Source organism: Prevotella sp. khp7 (genome assembly GCF_900109055.1).
Classification (GTDB): Bacteria; Bacteroidota; Bacteroidia; order Bacteroidales; family Bacteroidaceae; genus Prevotella.
This window is the reverse complement of the sequence record NZ_FOIV01000001.1, coordinates 819,240-832,970: the sequence shown is the minus strand read 5'-3', so window position 1 is coordinate 832,970 and position 13,731 is coordinate 819,240. Positions and strand designations below refer to the sequence as shown.

Below are 13,731 nucleotides of genomic sequence, written 5' to 3'. Positions count from 1 at the left end.
CTTCCTTTCTTTTAATGATTAAACACTAGATGATTTACATGACTAAATCGCTTATGCGACCTTGATATTTGGCAACAAAAATACGTTTTTTTGAATAAGTTGGTGCATGGAATTACTCTTTTTTATCTTTTTTTAGTAATTTTGCGCCCTATTTTCATGATAACATAATAGATTTAAGATGACAACATTAGCATTTAAGCCAAAGCTCTTTTCCACTTTGAGGAGTTATGACCAGCGTCAGTTTACAACCGATTTGCTGGCTGGTATCATTGTGGGTATCGTTGCTTTGCCATTGGCAATCGCCTTTGGTATCGCGTCAGGTGTGACGCCAGAGAAAGGTATTATCACTGCCATCGTGGCAGGTCTTATCATCTCCGTATTCGGTGGGTCAAAAGTCCAGATAGGTGGTCCTACAGGCGCCTTTATCATTATCATCTACGGCATTATCCAGCAGTATGGTTTTGAGGGACTCACCATTGCCACGCTTATGGCAGGCGTCTTTCTTATTATGTTTGGTGTGTTACATCTCGGCACTATCATCAAGTATATTCCTTATCCCATTGTGGTGGGCTTTACGAGTGGTATTGCCTTGACAATCTTCACCACACAGATTAAGGATCTTTTCGGACTTACCATGACCTCTGTGCCCAGTGATTTTATCGAGAAGTGGGTTGCCTACATTGGATCGTTCCCTACTATCGACTGGTGGAGCGCCGCTATTGGTATCGGCTCTGTAGCTGTGATAGCCCTTTGGCCTAAGCTGGCTTTTACGAATCTGCTGCGTAAGTTGCCAGGAAGTCTTATTGCCATTATTGTGATGACTGTTGTGGCTCTGTTGTTGAAACTATATGCGGGTGTCGATACCATCGAAACTATTGGAGACCGATTCTCTATCTCTAATCAGTTGCCAGGAGCTCAGGTGCCCTCACTGACGTGGGATGTCATCAAAGGGCTGGTTTCTCCGGCAATCACCATAGCCATTCTTGGTGCTATCGAATCATTGCTTTCTGCTACTGTGGCTGATGGTGTTATAGGCGATCGTCATGATTCTAATACAGAGCTTATTGCTCAGGGACTGGCAAATCTCGCTTCGCCCATCTTCGGTGGTATCCCTGCTACTGGTGCCATCGCCCGCACTATGACCAATATCAATAATGGTGGTCGGTCTCCTATTGCCGGTATTGTTCATGCTGCCGTATTGCTACTCATATTCCTGTTCCTTATGCCGTTGGCACAGTATATCCCAATGGCCTGTCTTGCTGGTGTTCTTGTCATCGTCAGCTATAACATGAGTGGTTGGCGTTCATTCCTCAGCATCATGAAAAACCCCAAGAGTGATGTGATTGTGCTTTGTGTAACGTTCTTGCTGACAGTAGTCTTCGATCTGACTATCGCTATTGAGGTTGGTCTTATCTGTGCTTGTCTGCTCTTCATGCGTCGCATGGCTGAGACTACGGATGTGAAAGTTGTCAGCGATGAGATTAATCCTGAGGAGGAAGACAGTGACTTCCAAATGGGTAACCTTGAGCATCTCACTATTCCTGAGGGTGTGGAGGTGTATGAAATCAATGGTCCCTATTTCTTCGGAGCTGGTAATAAGTTTGAGGAAATTATGGGTGCTCTGCGTCATCAGCATCCTAAGGTTCGTATCATTCGTATGCGAAAAGTGCCGTTTGTTGATTCCACTGGTATTCACAACCTGACGAATCTCTGTCTGATGTCGCAGGCTGAAGGCATTCAGGTGGTTCTTTCTGGTGTTAACGATCGCGTTCAGGCAGTACTCCACAAGGCAGGGTTCGATGCAATGCTTGGTGAAGAGAACATTTGTTCTCACATCAACTTGGCTCTTGAGCGTGCCAAACAGTTGGTATAATAAAACAAATCCCCGCCAAACGGCGGGGATTTGTTTTATTGGGAAACGAGGTTTTTGAAAGCAGACCCAAAGATGATATATTGGGTGTTGCCAGCGATGGTGCCCTCGTTCTGCCCCCAGAGGAAGGGCCAGTCGTCGAAGTTCTCGAAGTGGTCTGGCTTACGGAACAGCAGTCCGGGAGCTACGTTACCAGGGATAGCAGAGAAGTCTGCACGGTTGTTCCCGTAGAATACCTGCTTAGGACGCGCAGCACCTACAACGGCCACAAACGAGTAGTTGTGGTAGGGGTGACAGCCATATAGCCAGTTGGGTACGCGATAAATCTCTTCTTTACTGATAATGTCGGGGAAATACAGATAAGCAAAGTTTACTGTAATACCAAAGTTCAGTATCATGTTCACACCGGCCCAGTTCCCCAGTCCTATGGGCACGCCATAGGGATTCTGCTTGTCGAAGTCCTCAATATATGCTTTGTATTTTTCTACGTAAGGACGTAGCTTTTGTCTGTAGGCCTCGTCCATATATGGTACAGCGTCGAGGGCTGTCTGCAAATTGAAAGGCAGAGTCAGCTCGAGTGCATCCCATATCTGTTTCTCAAAGTTGTTGAGATACTGCTTTTCTTGGGTAGCGGCATAGAGCTGCAGATTGGTTGACATTTCACCCAGTTCTTCGCGATTCTTCCTACTGCGCTCCATGAGTTTCAAACGCTTCTTGTCGGGCTTCTGTGCTCCTGCGTTTCTGCTTTCAATGCCGAGAAGCCAGTTGAAGTCCATCTGGTTCTGTGGGTTCTGTGCGCGCTTATTCAACAGTTCCGTCCCTTCTTTCATGAGCCGTTTCGACTGTACGAGGGCGCGATCTGCGAGCGCGTCATTATAGCCTCTCAATGCACGACTTGCTGCAGCAAACATCGTAGCAGCACGCAGGTCAAGGGCAGGCTCACGTGAGGTGAAGGCCCACATGTCGTCAGGCGTACCGCTGCGCTTACCATCGGCCGATACCTCATAAGGTTTCAGTGAGGGATCGTAGTGTAATCCGTCGGTAATTGAGGCTGCATCACCCAGATGATGATAGTTGTCAAGTGCAGAATTCGAGAGAGTTTGTGCCATGTGTCCAATCTGTTCTGCCTGAGCTACGAGATTTAGGACTCCATGCTCTATGAACTGTAGAATGTCGGGCACTCCGTCAGGACGATGCAGATCCACATAACGCTGCTCCTCGCTCACAAAGGTCTCGTCGCGCTGAGGCTTGAACAACTCCCATGCACGGATGAAGTTCTCTACCACATTGATGTTTGATCCCGTCTCGATGTCAAAGTCGCCGGCATCGAAGAATCCACCGATGTTTAGTCCGGGAATGAGTTCGAGAGGTTTGTATTTCGTATCTGTTGTTGGTCCTTGGCGATGTAGGTCGAAGTGATCGCTCTCTGGTGCCTGCAAATAGCCCTCCTTGAAGGGCTCACCATGCCAGGTACGATAGCCTTCGTTGACATACATATGGTTCATGTGGATAGGCACCCATACATCGGTAGTTGCGTCGGTAATCTTATCGTAGACGTGGGCGTCAATCAAGAAGTTATTGGTCTTTGTATCAGCATACTGGATGTAGTAGATGCCAGGTTCTTGGACGCTCGAGAAATCGAACTTCACATAATTATATTTAAAGTAAGAACCCCAAATCTTTGTCTCACCTTTGTAAGCAACCTCTGTTGTGCCATCATCTTTTATGCGGATAAGTGAGGCTGTAGGCTGTACCTTGTCTTGCTTGTCGAGTTCAATGACAGCCACCTTGGGTTGATCTGGCACATAGCCTACTTGGCAGAAACCAATGTTAGGCTCACGAATCCAACCTGGGATGGCATTAGGTTCTACGGTCCAGGTGACAACCTTGCCAGTCTTGCCTTTTGGCAGAACACTGCGCAGCACAAACCAACCGTTCTGAGCCAGCATGCGACCATCGTACAGTTTCAATTCTGAGTCGGTACTACTGATGCGAATCATGCGTTCGGGCGCATCTGTCGCCATGACGATGGAGTGACCAGTCTCAAGGGGTAGAGGATCGACAAAGCGATTAGTGCCTCGGTCATCATAGGTCTTGAAGCCTTTGAACTGTCTGGGCTTCTCGCTGTTTGGACGTGCGATGGTCTGACTTGTGGCGTAGCGAGGGAATCGGTTCAAGCGTCCGTCCATCGTAAATGTCTTGAGCCAGTATTGTGATGGCAGGAATTCGAGGTTGAACCCCGCCTCGCCAGCTATGGCATCAGGAACAGGTTGATCGAGCCAGACGGCAATCTCTACAGCCTTCCCTTTGGCAGTCACAACTATGCGACTGTCGAAGTTGTAGTCTTCATAGCGTAGGCCGACCTCAATAGAACCATTCTCCTTGTCTACCTTCCGACTGGTCATCTTGGGCACCAGATCCCATTGCTCTGGGGTGTTGTTCAAACGAACGGCACCGCCTTGAATGGTACGTATGCCATGGTGAATAATCTCAATGCCTGAGTTCTTCTCGTCGTTGAAACCACCATTGAAGCTGTTGCTATAGACAAGAATATTGACACCTTGACGTTCAAAGTATTCAAGCTCGTTAAGTTTCAGGTCTTGCCCGCTGCTAATGTTGGCAGCGAGCAAGATCATTGATAAAAGCAGCAGTTTCTTCATGTTGTTATATATGTTGTTAGTTCTTGTGTATGATAGTGTTTACTTGCTTCACAAGTGCTTCAGAAGATTCTGGCTCGCAGGGCTGGAGATACCAGCGCACAGTCCAGCTGAGTTGCTCTTTGGGCTTTAATGTTGTGTAGGCTCCCTGACTCTCCAGTTCAATGTAGGTCTTGCCTCTGTTTACATAGACCTGAATCTCGGCTTCGCCTGGGGCAGGCTGTGAGGCGTCAAGATTGTCGAAACGTTTCACCAACAGCAGGCCATTTCCCTTATTACAGTAGGCCAGCCATCCCTGGCCATCGGCATTAACCTTGCGGTTGTCGTTAGCTTCGTCGGGTTGATACCATGATACACCATTGGCCGACTGGAAGTTCATAAGACCTGCAGGCCAGATGCTGTCAGCAGGGGCATCGAAGAAGATGAGGCTTGCGTCGTTGGGAACGCGTGTGATTTCCCATGGAGCCACCTGACGTGTCTCGTCGCTCTCATTAATAATATAATAGGTGATGACGAAGGCCTTGTCCTTCTCGTCGGTAGCAAACTCCTTGCGGATGCTATATTTAAGTCTTTCGTTTATGCCGCTGGTCATGGTGAGCACATCGCCTTCCTGCTTTACCTCGTATGGCTTCTTGTCGTATTCGGGTACAGGAGGCCAGTTCCACTCTTTCTGGGGACTTGTCCAGAATGTGCTACCGAAGGTCTCCGGCCATCTCATTTGGGAAATAACTTCCTTGTCGTCGTACTTCAAAGAGAGAATCTTACCACCTTTGTTGGCATCGATCACCATGGTCATCTGCCCATTCTTAATGGTGTATTTACCCTCGTTGTCGTTCTGCACATCAGCAGCATAGGCCGATGTGGCTGTAAGTCCTATGGCAACAGCCATGAGGAGAGATGAAAATAGTCTTTTCATAAAAGGTCCTTTTATTTGTTGATAATAACGTTACTAACTATTTAACGCAGGAAAGGGGGAAAAGTAAAAGCGCCATGATGCTAATTTATAGAACATTAACGTTATGGCTTTGTGAGTTCTCCTACTTATTCGTACCTTTGTACCCTCATATGGATAGACTTTGGAATAGAAACTATTGTAAGGTGATGGCGGCGAACTTCTCGCTGTTTTTTGCTTTTTATGTGCTTACTCCGTTATTGCCACTCTACCTGAGTGAGCATTTCGGGGCAACAAAAGACGTGATAGGCCTGGTGCTTTCGGGTTACACCATCACCGCACTGCTATTCCGCCCCTTCAGCGGCTATGTGGTTGACTCGTTCCCACGTAAGACCGTACTGATGATAGCCTTTGGGGGCTTCGCCATCTTCTTTGCCGGCTACTTGGCTGCATCGACGTTGTTATTGTTTACTATTGTGAGAACACTGCATGGCGGTCCTTTTGGCATGCTGACGGTATCGAACTCGACGGTAGCTATTGACGTGCTGCCGTCAAGTCGAAGGACAGAGGGAATAGGCTACTATGGACTGAGCAACAATCTGGCCATGGCATTGGCTCCCACCATAGGCATCTTTATATATCAGCTGACCGACAGTTTTGTTTTCCTGTTTTGGCTGGCTCTGATTGTGGCATGTGGCGGGTGGATGATAGACGCTACTGTGAAATTGCCGAAGAAGGAAATCGTCAGGGACAAATCGCGCCTTTCACTCGACAGGTTCTTCTTGGTGCGTGGCTGGCTGTTGGGCGTAAATATGATGGCATTCGGCTTCAGTTTCGGCGTGTTGAGCAACTACCTGGCCATCTATGGCAAGGAGGTGATGGGCATCACGGGGGGTACGGGTACCTATTTTATGCTCTGTTCGGTAGGCTTGATTCTTTCACGACTGCAAGGTGGCAGGGCTTTGAGAAAGGGACGGCTGACTCATAATGCGGGTTCGGGCATGGTGATTTCGCTGGTTGGTTATACGCTGTTTGTATTGCTCCCGACATTGATGCCTGAGAATCATACAGCCATTATGGTAGGGTATTATGGTTCGGCCCTGCTTATCGGACTGGGTAATGGTCACATGTGGCCTGCGTTTCAGAATATGACCATCAGCGTGGCCAGCAACAGACAGCGTGGCACCGCTAACTCCACGATACTGATTTCGTGGGATCTGGGCATGGGACTCGGTATCCTTCTGGGTGGTATTATCTCTGAGTTGTTGGGCTATAGCTCTGCCTTTTGGACGGTGGTGATAGTCAATGCGTCGGGTGTCGCCTGCTTCTTTTTAGCCACGAAGGCCTTCTTCCTCTCTCGTAACAATAATCCTTCAGTAAGATAAACCCTATCTCGGCGACAACAAAACAATATGTTTGGTTGTTGCCGAGACGGTCTTTCCAACTGCTTAAGGAATTTATCTGAGTGCCTCGAAGAGCCTATCGAGCGCCTCGTCAGCCTTGCCATTAGCCTCATTCAGGAGCGTCACAAACTTGGAACCGATGATGGCACCAGCCGCATTATCCTGTGCTGCCTTGAGGGTCTGGGCATTGCTGATGCCAAAACCGATCATACGCGGATTGCGCAGATTCATCTGATTGATGTGACGGAAGTATTCCTGCTTCTGCTCGTCGAAGCTCTTCTGAGTACCTGTGATAGAGGCCGAAGATACCATGTAGATAAACCCGTCGGTGTGCTCGTCGATGAAGCGGATGCGCTCTTCGCTGGTCTCTGGGGTGATGAGCATGATGATGCGCAGGTCGTATTTGTCGGCGATGGGCTTAACGATGTTCAGATAGTCGTCGAAAGGCAGGTCGGGGATAATGGCGCCGCTGACGCCTGCCTCGACACATGACTGGCAGAACTGCTCAATGCCATAGTGGAGGATGGGATTGAGATAGCCCATCAGTACGAGCGGAATCTGTACCTCATCTTTGATGGCCTGCAACTGCGAGAAGAGCTTTTTGAGACTCATACCATTCTTCAGCGCCTGAGTAGCTGCGCTCTGAATAACGGGACCATCGGCCAAGGGGTCGCTGAAGGGAATGCCAACCTCAATCATGGCAATGCCCCGGCGCTGCATGGCGAGTATAACGTCGGCAGTACCTTCGAGTGTTGGACAGCCTGCGCAGAAATAGAGGCTCAGTAGCTTCTCATTGCCACGTTGGGCGAAGAGTTGATTGATCTTATTCAATTTGTTCATAATGCTTGGATAAATTCTTTTAGTGTTGAAACATCTTTAAGGGCAGGACAGAGCTCGAAGCGTGAGTTCAGGTCGATACCGGCAAACAGAGGGTGGTGGATGGCATTCACACGGGCTGCGTCATCGGGGGCAATGCCGCCACTCAACAGGAACGGCGTCTTGCCGTCGTACGCCTTGAGCACACTCCAGTCGAACTTTTCACCATTTCCTCCTACGCATTTTCCTTTTGTGTCGAAGAGGAAATAGTCGACTTTCCCCTCGTAAGGCGCACAGGCCGCGAAGTCATCGACTGTTGCTATGTTGAAAGCTTTGATCAGACGGTAGTCGCATAATTCTGCCGCATAGTCGGCCGATTCCTTGCCATGTAGCTGTATGAAATCGAGCTGGTATGCCTTGGCGGTTTCTTTCACCTTAGTCAATGTCTCGTCGACAAACACTCCTACACGCTTGCATCTGGTGGGCATATAGCTTGGGCGCTCAGCTACGTAACGGCTTGACTTAGGCCAGAAAATGAATCCCATGAGGTCGATACCCAGGGCCTCGACTTCGCGGATGTTGTCTGCATCGCGCATGCCGCATACTTTGACGAGCATCATGCTGCTTTATGAGTTAAGTTCGGCAAACTTCTTGAAGGTGCGCAGGGCTGCGCCGCTGTCAATGCTCTCGCGGGCAATCTCAATACATTCCTCAATGCTCTTCTGACCTTTCTCCAACACTTGGATGCCAAAGGCGGCATTAGCCAGGACAATATTCTTCTGGGCAGGCAGAGCACGGTTCTCAAGTACTGCGTCAAAGATCTCTGCGGCCTCTTCCTCTGTGGCACCGCCAACCAACTCTTCGGGTTTGGCAATGTCAAAGCCAAGATCCTGAGGCTTGAAGATGCGCTCGTAGTTGTTGGTCGTGACCTTGAAGTCGCCAGTAAGCGAAATCTCATCGTAACCGTCGATAGAGTTTACGATACCATAGTCTATGCCAATCTTCTGGTAAACACTGTTATAGAGACGCATCTGGTCAAGGTTGGCTACTCCGAGAAGCTGACACTTAGGCTGCGAAGGATTGACGATCGGTCCCAGAAGATTGAAGATTGTCGGGAACTGCAAAGCCTTGCGGATAGGACCGACAAACTTCATGGCTTTGGCAAATAGCTGAGCGTGGAGATACACGATACCAGCTTCGTTGAGTGAACGGTTGAGCTTGTCGAGATCGTCGGTGAACTTAACGCCATGATGTTGAATGACGTTTGATGCGCCGCTGACAGAGGTAGCGGCATAGTTGCCATGCTTGGCTACTTTATACCCTGCACCAGCGATTGCGAAACAAGCCGTGGTAGAGATATTAAAGGTGTTCTTGCGGTCACCACCTGTACCCACCACATCAATATAACGGTCGCAATCAAGAATGGCTGGTACGCCTGTTTCCAGGATACCATCACGAAAACCAAGCAGTTCGTCAACAGTCACGCCACGCATCTGGAGTGCAGTCAGCAGAGCAGTAATCTGTTCAGTGGGATACTCACTCTGAGTGATACCTATCAGAATGTTCTTCATTTCTTCACGAGACAGTTCCTCGTGGTTCAGCATCCTGTTCAGGATGTCTTTCATTGTCTGTGCCATATTTTAACCTTTTTACTTTTTTGCCTTATTATTCCTTTTTTACTCTTGACTTTATAGAAACATCCAGTTCTGGATCATCTTCTTGCCGTCGGGGGTTAGTACACTCTCAGGATGGAACTGAATGCCACGAACGTTGAGTGTCTTGTGACGAAGTGCCATGATCTGACCTTCATCGCTCTCTGCCGTAATCTCTAAACAGTTGGGCAGTCCCTCCTTAGAAACCACCCATGAGTGATAGCGACCTATGGTGATGTCACGCTCGATACCACTGAAGATGGAATCGTCAGCCACGATGTGACAAGGGGTTGCTACGCCATGGAACACGTCTGAGAGGTTCTCAAGCTTAGCACCGAACGCTTCGCCGATGGCCTGATGGCCCAGGCATACGCCAAGAATCGGTTTCTTACCAGCATAGGTTCGTATAACATCGAGCAGCAGACCAGCCTCGGAGGGGATGCCAGGGCCCGGTGAGAGGATGATCTTATTGTAGGCTTCGAGCTGTGACAGCTCAAACTGATCGTTGCGTAGAACGGTTACCTCAGCGCCCAACTCCTTAACTAAGTGACTCAGGTTATAGGTAAACGAGTCGTAATTATCAATAATAACAATCTTCATAATCTTACATTTTTTCAGCCATTAATATTGCACGACGCAGAGCACCGAGTTTATTGTTTACTTCTTGCAGCTCATAATCCTCATCGCTCTTAGCAACGATACCGCCACCCGCTTGGAACCAGAGCTCTCCATTGCGAGAAACAAAGGTGCGGATGGTGATGGCCTGATTGAGTGAACCATCCAGACCTATGATACCTATGCAACCGCCATATGCTCCGCGATTGTGGGGCTCGTATTCTGAAATGAGTTGCATGGCACGTACCTTAGGCGCTCCTGAGAGAGTTCCGGCAGGGAAGGTGTCGATAAACGCTTTGATGGGGTCGGCGCCTTCATCAAGCTGACCGCTGACGCGAGAGACCAGATGGATGACGTGGCTGTAGTACTGAAGGTCCTTATAGAAGTCGACTTTCACATTGTGGCAGTTGCGACTCAGGTCGTTGCGGGCCAGGTCTACCAGCATCACGTGTTCTGCGTTCTCCTTGGGATCGTTGCGCAGATACTCGGCTCCTTGGCGGTCTGCCTCTGCATCGCCCGTACGCTTGGTCGTACCGGCTATAGGGTCGATATATGCCGTATTGCCTTCTACACGACAATGGGTTTCTGGCGAGGAACCGAAGATGCGGAAACCTCCGAAGTCAAAGTAGAACAGATAGGGTGAAGGGTTGATGCTTCTCAGGGCGCGGTAAAGCTTGAAGTCGTCACCCTCGTATTTCTGGATAAAACGACGACTGAGTACGATCTGGAACACGTCGCCGCGCAGGCAGTGCTGAATACCCCGACGAATGTTGGCTTTATGTTCCTCGTCGGTCAGTGTGCTCCTGACATCGCCGACAGGGTGGAAGTCGTAGGCCTTTACGCTAGCCTTGTTCATGGCACGGAGCACGTTGTCAATGTCTTCGGCATCGCCAAGAGTTACCACCTTTAGCGTGTTGTTATGATGGTCAAACACGATCACCACCTTATATAATATATATAGCAGGTCGGGGGCATCGTTCTTTGCCTGAGTCTCGTCTTTTACGGGGATATCCTCGAAATAGCGAACGGCATTGAACGAAGTATAGCCGAAAAGTCCGCATGCCTTCGCATCCTCACCGTTCACCTCAATGTGGTCGATGAGCTGGTGGATGGCCTTGTCAGACCGATATGTCTTGTTCACCTCATGTTGAAAAGTGGAGCCATTGGGATAAGTCACAGTGGCAATGCCATGACCAATGGCCACACTGGCAATGGGGTTAAGTCCGATAAACGAGTGGGAGTTATTACTGTCGTGATAGTCTGAGCTCTCCATGAGTGCACTCTGTGGATAGAGGTCACGCAATCTCATATATACGCCAACAGGCGTATACAGGTCAGCCAGAATTGTACGACTTGTCGTGGTATATTTAAAAGTTTCCATATTCCTTAGCCATTTGTTTGTTGTTCAAGTAAGTCTCTACATCTTTGTCGCCTCGTCCGCTCACGGTGAGTACGACGACATCGTTGGGCTGGAACTTCAGTTTCTTCAGCGCAGCGATGGCATGCGCACTCTCAATAGCGGGGATGATACCCTCCATGCGAGTCAGTTCGTAGCCGCCATAGATGGCTTCGTCGTCATTGATGCTCAGAACCTGAGTGCGACCTTGCTTGGCCATATTACAGTGCATTGGTCCAACGCCCGGGTAGTCCAGACCAGCACTGATGGTGAAGGCTTCCTCTATCTGGCCGTCTTCGTTTTGCATGACAAGCATCTTTGCGCCATGCAGTATTCCTGTCTTGCCTTTATGTATGGTTGCCGCCGTGTGATTGGTCTCCCAGCCATGGCCTCCTGCCTCTGCCAGAACAATCTTCACTCGCTCGTCATCCATGTAGTGGTAGATGGTACCAGCGGCATTGCTTCCGCCTCCTATACATGCTATGAGATAGTCGGGGTAGTTGCGCCCCTCTTTCTCTTCAAGTTGCCATTTGATTTCCTCTGAGATAACACTCTGCATCTTTGCCACGAGGTCAGGGTAGGGATGAGGCCCCATGGTAGATCCCACGATGTAGAAAGTGTCGCTGGGATGACAACACCAGTCGCGAATGGCCTCACTGCAGGCATCGCTCAGTGTCATGTTACCTGTACGAACAGGATGTACCTCAGCTCCCAGCATCTTCATGCGCTCTACGTTAGTGTGCTGTCGCTCCACATCTGTAGCACCCATAAACACCTCGCATTTCATGTTCATCAGCGCACAGACTGTTGCTGTGGCCACACCATGCTGTCCTGCACCAGTCTCGGCAATGATGCGTGTCTTTCCCATTTTCTTAGCCAGTAGAATCTGTCCGATGGTGTTGTTGATCTTGTGGGCACCGGTGTGGTTCAGGTCTTCACGCTTCAGATAGAGTTTGCAGCCATACTTCTCACTCATTCGTTTGGCAAAGTAGAGAGGTGACGGACGCCCTACATAGTCCTTCAGTAGGGCATGATATTCCTTCTTGAACTCCTCCGACTCAATGATCGGCAGATAGGCTTCCTGCAGGTCGTGAACACATTTGTAGAGAATCTCTGGCACATAGGCGCCTCCAAACTCTCCGTAGAAACCGTTTTTGTCAACTTGATAATTGCTCATATTTTTATTTGTTTTATATTGAATCCCTGTTTAAACTTTAAAAGGCCCGTCGTAAGAACGACAGGCCTTTTATTATTTCTTGTACAAACTCAGGTACGCGGCTATCTTCTCACGATTCTTTTAATCTTGAGTTGCGCCACCACCAATTGTTTGCTGATATAATCATTTTGTTCTAATTTTGCTCTTTTTGTAACGTTTCGGCTGCAAAGTTATGTATTATCTTTCAATCTGCCAAATTTTTAGGCGTTTTTTTGATAACTTTTTTATTTGGTGCCATTGATTGTATAGTCGAGGGCTGCTCCGATGGCTGTGCAATACTGCGAATATTTGGGAATGTGGAAACGGATATTGTAGAGCGTCTCAAGGGCGGGGAATACCTCCTTGCATTGGGGCAGTAGCGACAGATTGCCAATGAGCACGAAGTCGCGGATGTCACTGCCGAGCGAAGCGAGCCAGGCGGCTGATCCTATCGACTGTAGTACCATGTGTATGAGACCGGCGGCAATATCTTCCTTTGAAGCATCGCTCTTGGCGTTGGCAAAGTTCGATGCTGTCGTGTCCATTGTAAGTCCGGGAACGGGGATTGCACTGATATCACCGATGGTCAGGTCGATATGGCGTATGTTGCCATGCTTGGCCATCTCTGCCACTTGCTTGATGTCGCTGGTGTTGAGCATGATACGAGCCAGTCCTTGCAGTGTTCCGCCTCCAACGCCGATACCACCTATATGCTTCATCTCGTTGCCATCGCATTTCACGAACGATGTACCTGTTCCCATAGATACCACGATGGTGTGATCGAGTTTTGATTCAAAACGGGCCCCGAGGCCGTCGGCAACAAATTCTTCAGACTTGGCTGTCGGTAGTCCGTAGATGGGTTGATCGATATAGGCAGCTCCTACACCAGTCAGCATCACCTGTTCAACCTCTTTCAGGTCGATGTCGTTATCGTGCAGGTATTTTCCGAAGGCACCATAAAGAGATGTGATGGGGTCGGCAGCTGTGATATGAATCGGAGCCGATACCTTACCGTTCTTAATTCCTACAATCTTTGTGGTCGAGATGCCCACATCAATACCAATAACTATACCCATATTGCTTACTGTTTAGGTTATAAAGAAAAAACCCGGCCGCCATTATGCGAAACCGGGCTAATGAAAGGAGGAGTGGTACCTCCAGGAATCGAACCGGGGACACACGGATTTTCAGTCCGATGCTCTACCAACTGAGCTAAGGCACCATCATGTCAATTT

11 protein-coding genes and 1 tRNA gene are annotated in these 13,731 nt (G+C 48.9%); 2 read left to right on the top strand and 10 right to left on the bottom strand.

What is annotated here, in order from left to right; all coding sequences use genetic code 11:
• The first annotated feature begins 178 nt into the window (after positions 1 to 178).
• Positions 179 to 1,873 (top strand): SulP family inorganic anion transporter, encoded by a 1,695-nt coding sequence (locus BMX82_RS03545; protein WP_036913369.1) that lies wholly within the window; start codon positions 179 to 181, stop codon positions 1,871 to 1,873.
• Positions 1,874 to 1,908: 35 nt separating this feature from the next.
• On the opposite strand, the gene BMX82_RS03540 is transcribed toward BMX82_RS03545, so the two are convergent.
• Both BMX82_RS03540 and BMX82_RS03535 read right to left on the bottom strand, forming a co-directional pair.
• Positions 1,909 to 4,530 carry a cellulase N-terminal Ig-like domain-containing protein gene (locus tag BMX82_RS03540; protein WP_091766109.1) on the bottom strand — a complete coding sequence of 874 codons (2,622 nt, stop codon included), beginning with the start codon at positions 4,528 to 4,530 and terminating at the stop codon, positions 1,909 to 1,911.
• A 16-nt stretch (positions 4,531 to 4,546) separates the two neighbouring features.
• Positions 4,547 to 5,443 (bottom strand): hypothetical protein, encoded by an 897-nt coding sequence (locus BMX82_RS03535; protein WP_143058302.1) that lies wholly within the window; start codon positions 5,441 to 5,443, stop codon positions 4,547 to 4,549.
• A gap of 149 nt (positions 5,444 to 5,592) precedes the next feature.
• On the opposite strand from BMX82_RS03535, the gene BMX82_RS03530 reads away from it, so the two are divergent.
• Positions 5,593 to 6,804, top strand: a complete 1,212-nt coding sequence (locus BMX82_RS03530) for an MFS transporter (protein WP_091766105.1) — start codon at positions 5,593 to 5,595, stop codon at positions 6,802 to 6,804.
• 72 nt (positions 6,805 to 6,876) lie between these two features.
• Here the strand turns inward: BMX82_RS03530 and trpA are convergent, their stop codons facing one another.
• From trpA to BMX82_RS03490, 8 genes are all read right to left on the bottom strand, one after another.
• The gene (gene trpA / locus BMX82_RS03525; protein ID WP_036913735.1) at positions 6,877 to 7,653 is read right to left on the bottom strand and encodes a tryptophan synthase subunit alpha; all 777 of its coding nucleotides are present in this window, start codon (positions 7,651 to 7,653) and stop codon (positions 6,877 to 6,879) included.
• 5 nt (positions 7,654 to 7,658) lie between these two features.
• Positions 7,659 to 8,258, bottom strand: coding sequence for a phosphoribosylanthranilate isomerase (locus BMX82_RS03520; RefSeq protein WP_091766102.1), 600 nt, complete (start codon positions 8,256 to 8,258; stop codon positions 7,659 to 7,661).
• A 6-nt stretch (positions 8,259 to 8,264) separates the two neighbouring features.
• Complete coding sequence (gene trpD, locus BMX82_RS03515) at positions 8,265 to 9,263, bottom strand: anthranilate phosphoribosyltransferase (protein WP_091766098.1); 999 nt, start codon at positions 9,261 to 9,263, stop codon at positions 8,265 to 8,267.
• Positions 9,264 to 9,326: 63 nt separating this feature from the next.
• Complete coding sequence (locus BMX82_RS03510; protein ID WP_091766095.1) at positions 9,327 to 9,890, bottom strand: anthranilate synthase component II; 564 nt, start codon at positions 9,888 to 9,890, stop codon at positions 9,327 to 9,329.
• Between the two features lie 4 nt (positions 9,891 to 9,894).
• A complete protein-coding gene (locus BMX82_RS03505; protein ID WP_091766092.1) occupies positions 9,895 to 11,286 on the bottom strand; it encodes an anthranilate synthase component I family protein in 1,392 nt (463 codons plus the stop codon).
• Positions 11,273 to 12,478 (bottom strand): tryptophan synthase subunit beta, encoded by a 1,206-nt coding sequence (gene trpB, locus BMX82_RS03500; RefSeq protein ID WP_036913352.1) that lies wholly within the window; start codon positions 12,476 to 12,478, stop codon positions 11,273 to 11,275. Before trpB ends, BMX82_RS03505 begins: the two co-directional genes overlap by 14 nt.
• Before the next feature lie 263 nt (positions 12,479 to 12,741).
• Positions 12,742 to 13,572 carry a type II pantothenate kinase gene (coaW, locus tag BMX82_RS03495; RefSeq protein WP_036913349.1) on the bottom strand — a complete coding sequence of 277 codons (831 nt, stop codon included), beginning with the start codon at positions 13,570 to 13,572 and terminating at the stop codon, positions 12,742 to 12,744.
• Between the two features lie 73 nt (positions 13,573 to 13,645).
• Positions 13,646 to 13,718, bottom strand: a tRNA-Phe gene (locus BMX82_RS03490).
• Between the last annotated feature and the right edge of the window lie 13 nt (positions 13,719 to 13,731).